This window comes from Hydrogenobacter sp. (assembly GCA_041287335.1).
GTDB lineage: Bacteria > Aquificota > Aquificia > Aquificales > Aquificaceae > Hydrogenobacter.
In genome coordinates, this window is record JBEULM010000029.1 from 1 (window position 1) to 16,471 (window position 16,471).

The window sequence follows — 16,471 nt, forward strand, 5'->3', positions numbered from 1 at the left end:
ATCTGACTGTGAGGGTTTATAAGGAAATTCAAAAGTTAAAGCCAGTGGATAGAATATGTGCCATAGACGTAGGGCTTAAGCATTTTGCCACCATTTGCTATTCGGATGGCTACTCAGAAAAGGTGGAAAACCCGAAGTATCTTGTCAAAACAGAAAAGAGGGTGGCAAGAGAGCAGAGGAAACTCTCAAGAAAGCAAAAGGGTTCAAAAAACTATGAAAAACAAAGGCTGAAGGTGGCAAAACTTCATGAGAAAGTCAAAAACCAGAGAGAGGACTTTTTGCACAAGCTGTCCAGAAGGATAGTGAGCGAAAACCAGGCCATTGTCCTTGAGGACTTAAATGTGAAAGGTCTTCTCTCTGGCAATCTTTCCAAATACATACAGGACAGCTCATGGAGGAAGTTTTTTGAGTATCTATCCTACAAAGCTTTGTGGTATGAAAGAGAGCTGATTTTTGCGGACAGGTTTTATCCATCTTCCAAGACCTGTCATGTGTGTGGATACAAAAATCAAGAGCTCAAACTGAGCGATAGAGAGTGGGTCTGTCCTGTATGTGGCACAAGACATGACAGGGATATAAACGCAGGCAAAAACTTATTGCTTTATGGGTTCGCTCACCTTACGAGCGGTAGGGTCGGAACGGCCCGAGCTAAAGCCTGTGAAGAGGCGAGAGCCTCAATGAAGCAGGAAGCTCCACCTTATAGAAGTGGGAGTAGTTCACTTCATTTGGATAAGGCTGATATCTCCTCCCTAAGTTCTGGATAAAGGGGAAATTGCTCACAGAGGTCTATAACCTCCTGTCTTACTTCCTGCAGAATCTTCTCGTCTCCTATGTTTTTTATCACCTTAGATATAAGTTTTGCTATCTTCCTCATTTCATACTCTTTCATGCCTCTGGTGGTCATTGCAGGTGTGCCTATCCTGATACCGCTTGTTTTGACGGGCGGTAAAGGATCAAAGGGTACAGCGTTTTTGTTCACCGTTATGTTTGCTTTTCCAAGTGCCTCTTCTACCTCTTTACCCGTCAGTCCTGTATCTCTTAGGTCCAAAAGTACTATGTGGCTGTCCGTTCCTCCAGAAACCACTTTGAAACCTTCTCTCATAAACTCCTCAGCGAGGACTCTGGCATTGGCTACGACTTGTCTGGCATACTCCTTAAACTCTTCTGTCATAGCCTCTTTGAAAGCTACAGCCTTCGCAGCTATGACGTGCATGAGCGGTCCCCCCTGCACTCCCGGAAATACTGACTTGTCTATATCCTTAGCGAACTCGCTTTTGCATAAGATAAAACCGCTTCTGGGTCCACGCAACGTTTTGTGTGTGGTTGAGGTAACAAAATGTGCATGCGGTACTGGATTAGGATAAACACCTCCCGCTATTAAACCTGCGTAGTGTGCCATATCTACCATAAGGTAAGCGCCTACACTGTCAGCTATCTCTCTCATCTTAGCCCAGTCTATAATCCTGGGATATGCGGAAGCACCACCCACTATCAGTTTCGGCTTATATTCCTTTGCGAGCCTATACATGCCATCGTAATCTATAGTTTCCTTTTCCGGATGCACTCCATAATAAACCGCGTTATATATCTTTCCTGAGAAATTAACTTTCGCCCCGTGGGTGAGATGTCCACCGTGAGCTAAATCCATACCCATTAGCGTATCTCCGGGTTTTAACACAGCCATATATACCGCCATATTTGCCTGTGTACCCGAATGAGGCTGTACATTTGCATGTTCAGCACCAAATAGGAGTTTTGCTCTCTCTATAGCCAGATCCTCCGCAATATCCACAAACTCGCATCCACCGTAATACCTCTTGTGAGGAAGCCCTTCTGCATATTTGTTGGTCATTACGGAACCCTGAGCTTCCATAACTGCAAGGGATGTAAAGTTCTCGGAAGCTATAAGCTCAAGATGGTAAAACTGCCTCTCGTATTCCTTCACTATAGCTTCGTAAATTTCCGGATCAGTCTTAAAAAGGTGTTTCATTTTTCCTCCTCAATTTTTAAAATTCTAAGGTGTAAGCTTTTGTATGTCAAGTCAAGTGGAGAATGCTTTAAAATTCCAGCCGTATTTTTCAATTCCGCAATTTATAAAATACTCTCACCTCACATCGAAAAATTCAAAAGTTTGAGGAAGTGAGCTTCAAAAAAATCTACGGACATCCTACTGCTGAAGAAAATAAATTAAGAAACATGAGATGGTGAGGATGGACTTATATATCAGAAACAGGTTGATGACAACAATGGACGGAAAGAGCTTGTTAATTTTGCATAGGAGGTTTTTGTATGGAGATAAAAATCTATGGAGGACCTGATTGTAGAAGTTGTCAGGAACTTTTTGAACGTATAAGAGTAGTTGCCGAAGATCTGGGGCTTAAGGCGGACATTCAAAAGATAACGGATATAGAGGAGATAATAAACTTTAATGCTCTTCCTGTGCTAATGATAGATGGCATAATAAAACACATAGGCAAACCTATACCAACTGTGAGTGACATAAAAGTTTTGCTTACTTCAGCCAGTGTGACCTCCTCCCCTCATTAATTGAGGGGCTTCCTGCTTCACAGAGGCTTTCGCCTCTCCACAGGCATAAGCTTGGGTCGGTCCAACCCTACCGCTCGTAAGGTGAGCGATCCCATATATAAAACATTGCTGGCTGACTTGGTTTCGTCAGCCTCACATACCTTTATAGCACATTCAAGAACAATGTCAAGTCCTTTTTGTCTGCTTTCATCTCTCCTTTAAAAAGGAGAGCCTTCTGGTTGTAGGTCGTAAATCCTTAAAGCTTATCACCATACTCTCAAGGGCAGATCCTTCAATTTCTTTCTCCCGTAAGGTTTTATAAGCTTCAGGAATATAAGAGAGGTCATATAAGCATCTTCTAAGGCTGAGTGGTAAGAGCTGTAGGGAAGTTCAAGATCGGAAAGCATCTTCTCCATAGGAATAGGCTTTTCACCTTTGTAAAGATCAAGTACATCAAGAGAGTACGGTATAAAAGGGATACTGCAAAAATTCTTTACGAGCTTTTTGATCATTACAAGATCTATATAAAGGAAGTAACCTGTTAGCAAGCTACCTTTTGCAAACATTAAAAACTCCCTGCCCACTTCGGATCGCTCTCCTGCAAAGCTAAGATCGGAAGGAGTTATACCGTGTACCTCAACGGAGGATCTTTTAGGTGGTTTTTCGGGTTTTATAAGCCTGTAAAAGCTTTGGGAAAGGTCAAGATACAATCTATCAACCTTCAAAGCGCCTATAGCGATAGGCTCATCCCTTTTCATGTCAAGACCCGTTGTTTCTGTATCAAAAATTACAAAGGTGGCATCCTCAACCTTTGTGTTCAGATCAATATCCCAGTTACACATATAAAATCTATCCTTATAGATCCTTTTGTAGGTGTATCTTGTGCACCTGTTTAAGAGATTGGGATAGTAAAACATCACATAAAGTACCTCAATTGATACCTGTGACGCAGAATGTCTTGAAACTCTTCCACTATACCAAAAACATCTTTAAGTACTGACCTTTCTGCTCTTGAAAGAGCTTGGGGGTTTATGTAGTTGGTAGGCTCTTTAGACCTATGCAGATCCTCAGCTTGAAACTTTAAACGAAGCCCCATAAGAAACCTGTAAGCATCTTCAAGATCTTTGGCAAACCTTTCCGAAAATACGCCTGCAGAAGAAAGCTCCCTTATCCTGTCAAAGGTGTTGGTAGATCTTATCCTATGTTCAAGAGCTAACACTCTCACACCCTGCACTATGGGAAGTATTCCACCCGCTTTTATGTCAAATTCCCCTTTGTGAAGCCCAGATCTCTCCACAACAAAACCTCTAAAAAAGCCCAAGGGCACCTTAAATCTCACAGCTTGACCTGCCAAAAAGGATAGGAAAACCATATTTTCGCTCACCTTTTTGAATACATGTTCCCAAAGTCTCTCCACAAGTGAGTGAGATCCGAAAACACCTCTGAAATCAAAAAATATGGACACGTTTAATGTATGCTCGCCTTTAGGATTCTCTATCCAAGTATCTATCTGTTTCATCCACCCTTCAACGCTTTTTCTCCATAGAGGATTTGACAGCATAACATTACCAGGGCATGGAGGGAAGCCTATATTGAGAAGATTCCTCACATACTTTTCCGAGAAATCTTCAAAATACTCACTGACTTTAATATCAAGCATGGGTTTATCTTCGTATATAATGGCGTTATCCTGGTCCGTTTTAAGGCTCTGCTCTTTCCTTCCCTCGCTTCCCAACACAAGTATGTTAAAAGCTGTAGGAGGTTCTATGCCCATGTCTTTTATGGTGAGAAGTACCGTCTTTTGCATGATCTTATCGTTTATCTCTGATATGTACCTTCCCACCAGTTCAGGATCCGCACCCTGTGAAATGTATTCAACAGCTACCTGAGATACGAGAGAGTAAACATAAGTGAGATCCTCCACACCCTTTGCCTTACCTATATCCTTCACGAGAAAAAGGAGATTTTTGCTCTCGTAAGCTATCATATCTTTATCCTCAAGTACACCTACTATTTTCCCTTTATCTTTTACCACAAGCCTCCTTATATTATGCTTTGCCATCAATAAAAGGGCATCAAAAAGGAAAGCGTCAACATCTATCTCTATAACTGGAAAGGAAGCAACTTCCTTTGCTTTCACCTTTTTGAGATCATGTCCGGAGGCTACCACCTTCCTTATTATGTCTCTCTCAGTTATTATGCCTGTGGCGTTACCATCACGCACAAGGGCAAAGGTCAGATCCGCACCTATCATCTTCAGAATCACTTCTGAAAGTTTTTCCTCACCATCAACTAACAGGGGTGATGAAAGTTTTATCTTTCTTATAGGTAAGTTAGTCAGCTTTTCAAAACCTACATTTATAGCGTTCTTTTCCTTGCGTAACCTGTTTATGAGTTTATTGGTATAAAAATTTCTAAAATCTTCGTAATTCTTAGTCAACCTTTCAAAGACACCCTTTGGGATCATAAAAAGTATAGTATCTTCTACCGCCGTGGCGCTTGAAGATGATGGTATGTTTCCCAAAAGGGACACATAACCGAAGCTGTCCCCTTCGTGAAGGTAATCAATAACGATACCATCTTTCTTTAAAACTACAGCACCTTTCCTTATAACGTATAAAAACTCAAGCGGAGATTCACCTTCTTTGAAAATCACTTCACCTTTGGAATAGTATCTCACGAGAAGGTTAGAGCTAAGACGAAGTATTTCCTCATCTGGAAGCTGGTCAAAAGGATAAATCTCTTTAAAGAAGCGCTCCGGATCTAACATCTTTTAAAAGATGGCTCGCCACAAGGCGAGCCTTTTTCCTTCATTCGGCACCTATGCCTAAGTAAGTTCTTATCTTTTCTTCTTCGTACTTTTTCTCGGCGCTTTCCTCTTTTGTAAGCAGTGAAACCAATATACCCATCAAGAAAGAGGCGGTCATAGATATTAGGGCTGGATTCTTCCATGGAAATATGGGAGCTTGATTTTTAAGTACATCTACCCACACGGTAGGACTGAGAATTATGAGAACTACAGCCAAGAACGTACCAGTTAATATGCTTGCAACCGCACCGGCTGTAGTGAACTTCTTCCAAAAGATGGACATCACCAAAGGAGGAAAGTTGGCACTTGCGGCTATGGCAAAGGCAAGACCAACCATAAAAGCCACATTCTGCCCTTTAAAGACTATACCGAGGATGATGGCGAGCACTCCAAGTATTAAGGTAGCTACTTTAGCAACCTTCACCTCTTCCTCTTCTGAAGAATGCCCACCTCTCACCACATTTACATAAAGGTCATGAGATAAGGTAGAAGCACCTGCTAAGGTAAGACCTGCAACGACCGCAAGTATGGTAGCAAAGGCAACCGCAGCGATAAAACCTAAAAATACGGTTCCCCCGACAGCTTCTGCGAGCAGAGGAGCTGCCATGTTTCCACCTTTATCTATCTTGGATATGACCTCTTGTCCGGCTAAGGCAGCAGCTCCAAAACCTATTATAAAGGTCAGTATGTAGAAATATCCTATAAAGCCCGTTGCGTAAAATACGGACTTTCTTGCCTCCTTTGCGTCTGGAACTGTATAGAATCTCATAAGTATGTGAGGCAGTCCAGCGGTTCCAAACATTAAAGCAAGACCCAAGGATACAGCATCCCATGGATTTGCTACAAGACCGCCAGGCACAAGCATCTTATCTCCATACTTTTGTGCAACACTTGAAAATAGCGACATGGGATTAAAACCAAAATGGGAAAGAGCCAGAATGGCAAGCAGAGTAGCACCACCCAAAAGCAGTACAGCCTTTATAATTTGAACCCATGTGGTAGCAAGCATGCCACCAAAAAGCACGTAAGCTATCATAATAGTTCCCACTATGACTACAGCGATTTCGTAAGGTAGTCCGAACATGAGCTTTATAAGACTACCAGAACCCACCATCTGAGCTATAAGATAGAGTATAACTGTGGATAAAGCACCCAAAGATGCGGAAATCCTTATAGGTTTCTGAGATAATCTGTAGGCAACCACATCAGCAAAAGTGTACTTACCCAAGTTTCTTAGCTGTTCAGCTATCAAGAACATAACTATGGGCCATCCCACCAAAAAACCTATGGAGTAAATGAGTCCGTCATAGCCTTTCAGTGCTACAAGTCCAGCTATACCTAAGAAGGATGCAGCGCTCATGTAGTCTCCCGCTATTGCAAGTCCATTCTGAAGACCTGATATGCTTCTTCCTGCAGCGTAAAACTCAGTTGTTGTTCTGGTTCTCTTTGCTGCCCAGTAGGTTATCCCAAGTGTTATGGCAACAAAGAGGAAAAAGAAAGCTATAGCTACCAGATTTGGTTGTCCAAGACTTGTCTGTGGCATAGCTTACCTCCTGAACTTATTTTTAATCTCTTCAACTGCGCGATCGTAATAGGTATTTGCCCAATAAACATAAATACCTGTAAGAAGCCAAGATATAACGATTATGGCGATACCGACAGGTATACCGACGGTTAGACCTTCGCTCACTTTCTGGCTAAGAATGTCCTTTTTGAAGGCTAAAACAAATATAAAGCCAAAATACATAAGAAGCTGAAGTACAGTCAAAAGTGTAGCGACCGTGTTTCTTCTTGATGCAAGCTCTTTGAACTCCTTTGATTCCAGTACTTCTTTCATGATAAACCTCCTCCTTAAATTGTATGATTTATTTTATAAACCTTTTGAATTTTGTCAAGAATATAAGATTTTTTGCATATAAATAAGGCAAATTTCCCACTTTTTCAATCAATAATCTTTCTTATTATACACAAAAATAGCTGATAAATATCATAGATTTTTGAATATCAAAGAAACAAAAACATGGATCATAACCACAGCCCTCTTGATTAAAAGGCTTTGAGTAATATCTTTTTACACATGATCGTTTACGTAAACGGTGAAAAGAGAGAAATAGAAAGGAGCATGAACATTTATGAACTTTTAGAGTATTTGGGTGTGGCTTACAGGGAAATAGGGCTTGCTGTTTCGGTAAATGGTGAAGTAATTGCGAAAGGTGAATACAAGAACAGAAGGATTATGGAAGGTGACAGCGTGGAGATCATACACATAGTAGGTGGTGGTTGAGATAAAATTTAGTAATGGAGGTATAGTATGGTTGATCTTGAAAAGTTTTTGGAAGAAGATCCATTTGAAATCGCAGGCAGAACTTTCAAGTCAAGGCTCATAATAGGATCTGGAAAGTTTAAGAGTTTTCAGCAAAATAAAGAAGTGCTTGAGGCGAGCGGTGCGGAAATAATAACCGTCGCAGTCAGGAGAGTGAATATCACCGATCCAACAAAGGAAAATCTCTTGGATTATATAGATCCTCAAAAGTATCTGATACTCCCAAATACCGCAGGATGTTACACCGCAGAGGAAGCTATAAAGACGGCTATGCTTGCAAGAGAAGCTACAGGTATAAACTGGATAAAGCTCGAAGTGATAGGAGATCAAAAAACATTACTTCCTGATATGGAGCAGACGTTAAAAGCTGCAGAGTTTCTCGTAAAAGAGGGATTTATAGTTCTTCCTTATATATTTGACGATCCTGTTTACGCCAGAAAGTTTGAGGATGTAGGTTGTGCTGCGGTTATGCCACTTGCCGCACCTATAGGCTCAGGGCTTGGTCTTCAGAATCCTTACAACATCATGTTTATAAAGGAAGCTGTTTCTGTCCCTGTTATAGTTGATGCGGGAATAGGAAGCGCTGCGGACATTCCTCCCGTTATGGAACTCGGTGCGGATGCTGTACTCACCAACACAGCCTTAGCTGAGGCAAAAGATCCCATAAAGATGGCTGTTGCGATGAGATACGCTGTTATAGCGGGAAGACTCTCTTATCTTGCCGGAAGAATGCCAAAGAGAACTTACGCTGTTCCTTCCTCTCCCTTAAGGGGAATTCCTTACAAATCATGATTGATGTTGCAGTTATAGGCGGTGGAATATCTGGGCTTTCGTTGGCTCACCATCTCAAAAAAGCTGGACTTGACATAAAGGTATTTGAAAAGGAAGATTCCTTAGGAGGAAACATACAGAGCGAGTATGTAAACGGCTATCTGTGTGAGCTTGGACCCCAGACCATACTTGCCGATAATATGGTAGAGAAATTTTTAAAAGATGTAGGTATAGAAGTCCTTTATGCTAACCCATCTTCCAAAAAGAGATACATATACAAAAATGGTAAGTTAATACCTCTTCCCATGTCTCCCTTTGAGTTTTTAGTATCACCCCTTATCTCCATCAGTGGAAAGTTGAGGCTTTTAAAAGAACCTTTCATCCCCAGATCACCAAAAAAAGAGGAAAGTATAGCTCAGTTCGTAAAGAGAAGATTCGGAAGTGAGTTTTTAGAATACATTGTGGCTCCCTTTATATCGGGAGTTTACGCTGGTAATCCAGAAGAGCTATCCATAAAGTATGCGGTCAGAAAGGTTTACGAGCTGGAAGAAAAGTATGGCAGTGTCATAAAGGGAGGTATTAAGCTAAAAGCTTTAGGTCCATCCGGAAGGCTTGTCTCTTTTCGTGAAGGAAATGCAGAACTTATAAAGAAGCTATCTGAAGGTCTGGATATTTTTAAAGAGAATGTGGTTTTGAGAATAAGAAGAAAGGATGACGCTTTTATCCTTGACACTAAAGAGGGTAAATTTGGGGCTAAGGCAGTTGCGGTTTGTACTCCGGCAACCTCAGCAAGTTATCTGCTTAGGGAACTCTCTTGGAGTATATCCGAGGAGTTTGACAAAATTTATTATGCGCCTGTTGTTGTAGTGCATGTAGCTGTAGATAGTGGCAGTTTGCCAGAAGGCTTCGGTTTTTTAGTACCAAGAAAGGAAGGCAAAAGGATACTGGGGGTGATCTTTTCCTCACAGCTCTTTGAGGGGAGAAGCCCTGTAGGTAAGGATTTGATGACAGTTTATCTTGGCGGTGCAACTGATCCTGAGATAATCCAGTATGAAGATGAAGCCATTGCGAGCGTATTAGAAAGGGAGCTTGGAGAAATCTTAGGCATACAAAATATTGAGATCGTCAAAATTATGCGCTGGAAGAAGGGTATACCTCAGTATACGCTGGGATACGGCAAATATCTTCAGCTTGCAAGCTCTATGGAAAAGGAACAGCCGGGGCTTTTCCTCAGCGGTAATTACCTTTATGGGGTTTCCGTTGCTGATTGTATAAGAGCCTCTTACGTGGTCGCTGAAAAGATTATGAATTTTCTTAGAGTGAAAGGGAGCGTTGTTGTATAATTTAAAAAAATAAGGAGGTCTGAAGATGCAGTTTTTCTTAGATACGGGAAATGTAGATGAGATAAAGCAAGCCTTGGACTGGGGGATTCTTGACGGTGTAACTACAAATCCCAGCCTTATATCCAAGACAGGTAGACCCTTTATGGAAGTAGCTAAAGAAATCGTCAAACTCGTTGACGGACCTGTTAGTCTGGAGACTGTTTCTCTTGATGCTGAAGGCATGGTAAGAGAAGGAAGGATGCTTTCAGAATTGGGAGATAATGTAGTTGTAAAGATACCTATGACACCTGAAGGTGTTAAGGCTATTCAGGTGCTTGAGTCAGAAGGCATACCGGTAAATGTAACACTCGTCTTTTCACCTGCACAAGCCCTAATAGCTGCAAAAGCAGGAGCTACTTTCGTATCACCCTTTATAGGAAGGATAGATGATGTGTCTGGTGAAGGAATGAAGCTTATAAGGGAAGTTAGGACCATCTTTGATAATTACGATATAGATACGGAAATAATAGTAGCAAGTGTACGCCATCCCATGCATGTGGTAGAGGCTGCCCTCATAGGTGCTGATATATGCACTATGCCTTTTGATGTCATGAAAAAACTCTTTAACCATCCTTTGACGGATAAGGGAATAGATCTATTTCTCAAAGACTGGGAGAAGGTGCCAGGTAGACCATTCTAAATTCCATTCCCCGTTATGAGTCTTACTATGTCGTTGAGTATAACGAGAGCAGAAAGAGCTATAATGATAGCAAAGCCCACCCTTTGCCAGTTTTCCTTGAACTTTTGAGATAGAGGTTTCCCTCTCAAGGACTCAATTAAAAACAGCAAGATGAGACCTCCGTCGAGTACAGGTAAGGGTATGAGGTTAAAAACTGCAAGTTGGACGGATATAAAAGCCATCATACCCAAAAAGGCTATGATACCCTGCTGAGCCGATTCACCAGCAAGCTGGGCTATAGCTATCGGACCTCCAAGCGTTTTTACGGATATTCCCCCAGTCGCAAGTCCCCATATGGCTTTTAAAGAAAGCAAAGTAAGGTTCTTTGTCTTTTCAAAACCTTCTAAAAAGGCTTTGTCTACAGGCTCTTTTACGCTCACGATCTGTATACGAGGTGATATACCCAGTATAGGGATGCCCGTCTTTTTGTCTTTTATAGGGACAACTACTTTTTCTAAAACTTGCGTTCCCCTTCTGAGCTTCAACTTTACAACATCACCTTTTGTATCTCTTATGTTTTTTACAGCGTCATACCAACTGCTGATACTCTTTCCATTTACCTCCAGAATTTCATCACCTTCTTTTATACCTACCTGATCTGCAGGACTTTTAGGAAGGACGTTACCTATTACCGGTTTTATGTATGGTTCAGCGCCAAAGGAACCCGCTTTAGAAAGCTCAACCTTTCCAGAAAGTAATAGCTTTTGATCTCCCCTAAGAACTACCACATTCCAGTCCTTTTTCAGTATGCTGTTAAGTACCGCATTTTCTACATCCTTCCAAGTGCTAACCTTATTTCCATTTATTTCTACAATGATATCGCCTGCCTGCAGTCCTAATTTCTGAGCTGGGCTTTTTTCTGCTATCTGTCCCACAACAGGTTTCTCAAGTACGTAAGATGGTGTAGGTCTTCCTACTGCATATATGAAGGAAAAGACCAAGATCGCCAAAAGGAAGTTGAAGAGTGGACCTGCGAAAGCTATGAGGATCTTCTGCCAGTTTTTCTTTGAGGAGAAAGCTCTCGGATCTTCCACTTTTTCTTCTTCACCGTAAAGCTTTACAAATCCCCCTAAAGGCACCGCGGACAACCTGTACTCTGTTTCTCCCCACCTTTTTCTCACCAATACTGGACCAAAGCCTATAGAAAAGACCTCCACCCTTACGCCGAAGATCTTAGCAAACAAAAAGTGTCCAAATTCGTGAAACCATACAAGCACACCTATAAGAACGAGAAAAGCTAAAAGCGTTTCCATTTATCTCTCTCCTATTACTTTTACTATCACCTTTCTTTCACGTGGTCCGTCAAACTCAGCTAAAAATACGGATTCCCATCTGCCAAGCATAAGCTCACCATTCTCAACAGGTATCACCCTTGAGTTCCCTATTATAGCACTTCTAATATGCGCTGCGGAGTTACCTTCCGAGTGAGCGTAAGAGCGGTCCTCCCAAGGGATGAGCTTTTCCATCGTGTAGGTTATGTCTCTGACTACATCTGGATCTGCACCCTCGTTTATGAATACTGCCGCTGTTGTATGCGGAACGTATACTATACAAATACCCGACCTTACACCTGACCTTTTGACTTCCTCTTTTACATTTGCGGTAATATTCACGATACTTGTCCTTTTGGTTGTTCTTATGCTAAAGACTCCCATCACTTCTGCGTTATCTTAAATACACACTTATCATTACCTTGCGCTTTGCACTTTATCTCTTTAACTTCAAACCTTTTATCAAGAAGTGCGCTCAGAAACCCTTCAAAGAAGCCAGCCATAGGCTCGCACACAGGATTTTTGCTCTTTCCTATAGCCTCTACAAGTATGGAACCTTCAACTTTTATCTCCATGGTATCTATGTCGTACTCAAAGATATCTAAAAGCCTTGAAGACTCAGCTATAACGGTGAGTATCTCAAGAGCTTCATCAAGCCTGTCAGTATAAACACCATACCTCTCTTTAAGTATTTTAGCTCCCTTTTTGCCTCCATAACTTGCAGCTCTCTTTATTACCTTCTCAATGCCTAACTTGGAAAGCTTGTGAAGATCCCTATAACCGTCTATAAGAGCTGCACGGTGTATAAGTACAGACTCTCTCTCGATAGCTTCAGCCAAGGCGCGAAACTTATCCCTCAAATATTCCATCCCATACTCCTGAGCCGTTCTTTCCCTTCCTCAGATATTTTATCTTTATTCCATGCAGGTTCAAAGACAAAGTTTACGACAACGTCCTTAAGCTCTGGAAAACTTTTGAGTATATATTCCCTTATGTACTGTGCAAAGTAAGACTTTGCTGGACAACCCTGGACTGTAAGTGTCATGTCTATGTATGCGATGTTATCCTTCACAACTATCCCGTAAACCAATCCAAGATTAATTATATCCAGAGGTATTTCCGGATCTCTCACCTCTTTTAATCTCTCGTAAATTTCCAGCTCCATAGCTTATTTAAATATAGCTCATTTCCCACTTCCATGCTGTATTTATGATAAAGTCCAGATCATCGTAAATTGGTTGCCAGCCTACCTCTTTCTTTATCTTAGTGCTGTCCGCTACCAACTCAGGTGGATCTCCCTCTCTTCTGGGTGCATATTTTACGGAAAAATCTACGCCGGTCACCTTTTTCACCTTATTTACGACATCAAGCACAGAATAGCCATGTCCATATCCTACGTTAAAAATGTTGCTTGCGCCACCTTCGAGGATGTAGTACATGGCGTCAAGGTGCGCCCTTGCGAGATCCGTTACGTGAATATAGTCCCTTATACAAGTCCCATCCGGTGTAGAATAATCGGTGCCGTAAACTTCCAAATAGGGGATTTCCCCCTTAGCTACCTTTAAAGCTCTGTGTATAAGATGTAGTGCATTTTGTCCTCTCTCACCAAGCTTTCCTTCTGGATCTGCACCTGCTACATTAAAGTATCTCAATATTACAAAGCGCAAGGGATAACCGGAAGATGCCACATCTTTTATGGCTATCTCTGACATGAGTTTGCTCCAACCGTAAGGATTTATAGGAAGCGTAGGATCTTCCTCTTTTATGGGTATGTGAACGGGTATTCCGTAAACTGCGGCAGTGGAGGAAAAGATGAGATACTTTACCTTAGCATGTATCATGCTTGACAAAAGGTTTAGTGTTGCGCAGAAGTTATTCCTGTAATAAGCAACAGGGTCTTTAACGCTTTCAGGGACAGATATCTTAGCTGCGAAGTGCATAACTACATCAGGTTTAAAGTCAAACATAACACTCTCTAACTTTCTATAGTCTAAAAGGTCAGCAACTACAAGTTCACCGTAAAGTACCGCATCTTCGCTTCCCGATGAGAGATTATCGTAGATGAGCAGTTCATACCCCGCTTCACCCAAAAGTTTTACCACGTGAGAGCCAATATAACCTGCACCACCAGTTAAAAGGATTTTCATTAGGAAAATTATAAAACGAAAGTGAGCGGAGCTTTTACTCCGCTCTTTCACTAAAAATGGCTTCCAGCTTCTCTTTCTTTTTCAAGGGTTTAAGATACGGTTTGTCATCTTTTATCCTTATCTCTACCGTATCTACGTCTTTTAAACTACCTCTCAGAAGTTCCTCCGCAAGCAAATCCTCAACATGATGCTGTAATGCACGTTTTAAACTTCTTGCTCCATATTCAGGTTTGTATTCTTTATCTATGAGCCAATCCACAAAGCTCCTGTGAATTTTCACGCTTATACCCCAATCTTGCAAGTTTTTGTTTACCTCCTTGAGCTGAAGCTCCAGTATTTTGGCAACATCCTCTTTTTCCAGAGATCTGTAAACTATTATCTCGTCAAGTCTGTTGAGAAATTCGGGATTAAACGTTTTCTTTACTTGTTCCATAACGTTCTTCTTCATCTGCTCAAAGTCTATAACGCCAAACTTCTGCTCAAACCCCATCTTGCCACCATGAGCTATGAGCCTTGCGCCCAAGTTGGATGTCATTATGATTATGGTGTTGGAAAAGTCAACAGTCCTACCCATGGCATCTGTCAGTCGTCCATCATCGAAGATCTGGAGAAAGATGTTAAACACGTCGTGGTGAGCCTTCTCTATCTCGTCAAAAAGTAAAACGGAATAAGGTCTTCTTCTTACCCTCTCGGTGAGCTGTCCACCCTCTTCGTAACCTACGTAACCCGGAGGCGCACCTATTAGCCTTGAAACCGTGTGCTTTTCCATGTATTCTGACATATCAAATCTTACCAGAGCTTCTTCCGTACCGAAGAGATACTCTGCTAAGGCTTTGGCTGTTTCTGTCTTTCCTACTCCAGTTGGTCCTAAAAAGAGAAAAACGCCTATGGGTCTATGTCTACCTTTTAACCCTACCCTTGACCTCCTTATAGCTCTCGCTACAGCCTTTATAGCCTCATCCTGACCTACAACCCTCTTTTTGAGTTCCTCTTCTATGTGAAGGAGTTTCTCCATGTCACTTTCGTGAACGCGCTTTACGGGTATGCCAGTCCATCTTGAGACAACCTCGGCAACATCTTCCTCAGTTACCTGGGGTCTATTCTTTGCCATTTCTTGTCTCCACTTGGTCTTGAGGTTCTCAAGTTTGGCTCTGAGTCTTAACTCTTCATCCCTTAATCTTGCAGCTTTTTCATAATCTTGCTCATTGGCAGCGTTTTCTTTTTCTACCTCAATCTCCTTTATTTTCTCCTCAAGAGCCTTGAGGTCAGGTGGCAGGTTCATAGCCCTAAGCTTTACAAGAGAACCGGCTTCATCTATAACATCAATAGCTTTATCAGGAAGGTTTCTCTCAGTTATATACCTCACAGAGAGCTGTACAGCCTTTTCTATTGCTGAAGTGGTGTACTCTACGTTATGGAACTCTTCAAACTTCTGCTTTAGCCCGTAAAGTATGCGTATTGCGTCCTCTTCACTGGGTTGATCCACCAAAACCGGTTGAAATCTCCTTTCTAAAGCTCCATCCTTTTCTATATACTTTCTGTACTCGTCAAGGGTAGTTGCTCCTATGACTTGTATCTCACCTCTTGCCAGAGCAGGCTTTAACATGTTGGATGCATCAATGGATCCTTCAGCTGAACCTGCACCTACCAGAGTGTGAATTTCATCTATAAAGAGTATAACGTTGGGTGCCTTTTCAAGCTCTTTCAGAATGTTTTTGAGCCTTTCCTCAAACTGTCCTCTGTACTTTGTTCCCGCGACGAGAGCAGCAAGATCAAGCGCTACAACCCTCTTGTTTTGAAGAGGTTCAGGCACTTCCCTATTTGCTATCCTTTGAGCCAGCCCTTCTACTATGGCTGTTTTGCCAACGCCAGGATCTCCCAAAAGCACAGGATTGTTCTTCCTCCTCCTTACGAGTATCTGTATGACTCTTTCTATCTCTCTCTCCCTGCCCACTACAGGATCAAGTTTCCCTTCCCTTGCCATCTGGGTAAGATCCCTTGAAAATCTGTCCAGATTGGGGGTAGGTGCGTATTTAACACTTTCTTGAGGTGGCAATTCCCCGAGTATTTGAAGAACCTCCCTTCTGACCGAATATTCGTCAAGCCCGAAACCTCTTAGGATCCTTCCACCCAGACCTGTCTTTTCTCTAACTACACCTATGAGGAGGTGTTCGGGTCCTACAAATTGGTGGTGCAATATGCGGGCTTCCTCAACCGCAAACTCAAGCACCCTTTTTGCGTCTGGAGCAAAGAGTATCTCACCGGAGTGGCTTCCTCTGGTGATCTGCCCTATAATGGCTTTTCTGACCTTATCTGATGTGAGTCCGAACTTGGACAGTATAATGGTAGGAAGATCCTCATCCTTTATGAGGGCAAGCAAAATGTGTTCACTCCCGAGATATGTATGTCCAAGCTCAAGAGCTTCCTCTCTCGCTTGTAAAATTACCTGTCTCGCCTTTTCAGTAAATTTCTCAAACATCTTTCACACCTCACTTATTTAATAAAGATATGTGAGCATTACAGTTTGGCAATGGCAAAACCCGAGTGCTAAAATACTAAATAA

17 protein-coding genes are annotated in these 16,471 nt (G+C 41.9%); 6 read left to right on the forward strand and 11 right to left on the reverse strand.

Annotation, left to right across the window (positions count from 1 at the left end; all coding sequences use genetic code 11):
- Positions 1-764 (forward strand): RNA-guided endonuclease TnpB family protein (locus ABWK04_03765; protein MEZ0361004.1); only part of this gene is annotated, 764 nt, incomplete at its 5' end.
- Here ABWK04_03765 and glyA read toward each other — a convergent pair.
- Positions 722-1,990 (reverse strand): serine hydroxymethyltransferase, encoded by a 1,269-nt coding sequence (gene glyA, locus ABWK04_03770; protein MEZ0361005.1) that lies wholly within the window; start codon positions 1,988-1,990, stop codon positions 722-724. The two genes, ABWK04_03765 and glyA, sit on opposite strands and share 43 nt — an antisense overlap.
- A 299-nt stretch (positions 1,991-2,289) precedes the next feature.
- On the opposite strand from glyA, the gene ABWK04_03775 reads away from it, so the two are divergent.
- Positions 2,290-2,547, forward strand: a complete 258-nt coding sequence (locus ABWK04_03775) for a thioredoxin family protein (protein ID MEZ0361006.1) — start codon at positions 2,290-2,292, stop codon at positions 2,545-2,547.
- 245 nt (positions 2,548-2,792) lie between these two features.
- On the opposite strand, the gene ABWK04_03780 is transcribed toward ABWK04_03775, so the two are convergent.
- Genes ABWK04_03780 through ABWK04_03795 form a run of 4 tightly spaced genes read right to left on the reverse strand, consistent with a single transcriptional unit; the run spans position 2,793 to position 7,172 of the window.
- Positions 2,793-3,443, reverse strand: a complete 651-nt coding sequence (locus tag ABWK04_03780; protein ID MEZ0361007.1) for a 3'-5' exonuclease — start codon at positions 3,441-3,443, stop codon at positions 2,793-2,795.
- Positions 3,443-5,296, reverse strand: coding sequence for a putative nucleotidyltransferase substrate binding domain-containing protein (locus ABWK04_03785; GenBank protein MEZ0361008.1), 1,854 nt, complete (start codon positions 5,294-5,296; stop codon positions 3,443-3,445). Before ABWK04_03785 ends, ABWK04_03780 begins: the two co-directional genes overlap by 1 nt.
- Positions 5,297-5,336: 40 nt before the next feature.
- Positions 5,337-6,878, reverse strand: coding sequence for a cation/acetate symporter ActP (gene actP / locus ABWK04_03790; GenBank protein MEZ0361009.1), 1,542 nt, complete (start codon positions 6,876-6,878; stop codon positions 5,337-5,339).
- Between the two features lie 3 nt (positions 6,879-6,881).
- On the reverse strand, positions 6,882-7,172 hold the full coding sequence (locus tag ABWK04_03795; protein ID MEZ0361010.1) for a DUF485 domain-containing protein: 291 nt from the start codon (positions 7,170-7,172) through the stop codon (positions 6,882-6,884).
- Between the two features lie 240 nt (positions 7,173-7,412).
- Here ABWK04_03795 and thiS point away from each other — a divergent pair, with 240 nt between their 5' ends.
- Genes thiS through fsa form a run of 4 tightly spaced genes read left to right on the forward strand, consistent with a single transcriptional unit; the run spans position 7,413 to position 10,451 of the window.
- Positions 7,413-7,619, forward strand: coding sequence for a sulfur carrier protein ThiS (gene thiS / locus ABWK04_03800; GenBank protein MEZ0361011.1), 207 nt, complete (start codon positions 7,413-7,415; stop codon positions 7,617-7,619).
- A 27-nt stretch (positions 7,620-7,646) separates the two neighbouring features.
- A complete protein-coding gene (locus tag ABWK04_03805; protein ID MEZ0361012.1) occupies positions 7,647-8,450 on the forward strand; it encodes a thiazole synthase in 804 nt (267 codons plus the stop codon).
- Positions 8,447-9,772 carry a protoporphyrinogen oxidase gene (gene hemG / locus ABWK04_03810; GenBank protein MEZ0361013.1) on the forward strand — a complete coding sequence of 442 codons (1,326 nt, stop codon included), beginning with the start codon at positions 8,447-8,449 and terminating at the stop codon, positions 9,770-9,772. The genes ABWK04_03805 and hemG overlap by 4 nt, the downstream gene beginning before the upstream one ends.
- 25 nt (positions 9,773-9,797) lie before the next feature.
- Positions 9,798-10,451 (forward strand): fructose-6-phosphate aldolase, encoded by a 654-nt coding sequence (fsa, locus tag ABWK04_03815; protein ID MEZ0361014.1) that lies wholly within the window; start codon positions 9,798-9,800, stop codon positions 10,449-10,451.
- On the opposite strand, the gene rseP is transcribed toward fsa, so the two are convergent.
- Genes rseP through ABWK04_03845 form a run of 6 tightly spaced genes read right to left on the reverse strand, consistent with a single transcriptional unit; the run spans position 10,448 to position 16,387 of the window.
- Positions 10,448-11,743 carry an RIP metalloprotease RseP gene (gene rseP / locus ABWK04_03820; protein MEZ0361015.1) on the reverse strand — a complete coding sequence of 432 codons (1,296 nt, stop codon included), beginning with the start codon at positions 11,741-11,743 and terminating at the stop codon, positions 10,448-10,450. The two genes, fsa and rseP, sit on opposite strands and share 4 nt — an antisense overlap.
- Positions 11,744-12,145: a secondary thiamine-phosphate synthase enzyme YjbQ gene (locus ABWK04_03825; GenBank protein ID MEZ0361016.1), complete on the reverse strand. Its 402-nt coding sequence runs from the start codon at positions 12,143-12,145 to the stop codon at positions 11,744-11,746.
- Positions 12,145-12,630, reverse strand: coding sequence for a V4R domain-containing protein (locus ABWK04_03830; GenBank protein ID MEZ0361017.1), 486 nt, complete (start codon positions 12,628-12,630; stop codon positions 12,145-12,147). The genes ABWK04_03825 and ABWK04_03830 overlap by 1 nt, the downstream gene beginning before the upstream one ends.
- Positions 12,618-12,926: a metal-sulfur cluster assembly factor gene (locus ABWK04_03835; GenBank protein MEZ0361018.1), complete on the reverse strand. Its 309-nt coding sequence runs from the start codon at positions 12,924-12,926 to the stop codon at positions 12,618-12,620. Before ABWK04_03835 ends, ABWK04_03830 begins: the two co-directional genes overlap by 13 nt.
- A 7-nt stretch (positions 12,927-12,933) precedes the next feature.
- Positions 12,934-13,908 carry a UDP-glucose 4-epimerase GalE gene (galE, locus tag ABWK04_03840; GenBank protein ID MEZ0361019.1) on the reverse strand — a complete coding sequence of 325 codons (975 nt, stop codon included), beginning with the start codon at positions 13,906-13,908 and terminating at the stop codon, positions 12,934-12,936.
- A gap of 34 nt (positions 13,909-13,942) precedes the next feature.
- The gene (locus ABWK04_03845) at positions 13,943-16,387 is read right to left on the reverse strand and encodes an ATP-dependent Clp protease ATP-binding subunit (GenBank protein MEZ0361020.1); all 2,445 of its coding nucleotides are present in this window, start codon (positions 16,385-16,387) and stop codon (positions 13,943-13,945) included.
- Positions 16,388-16,471: the final 84 nt, after the last annotated feature.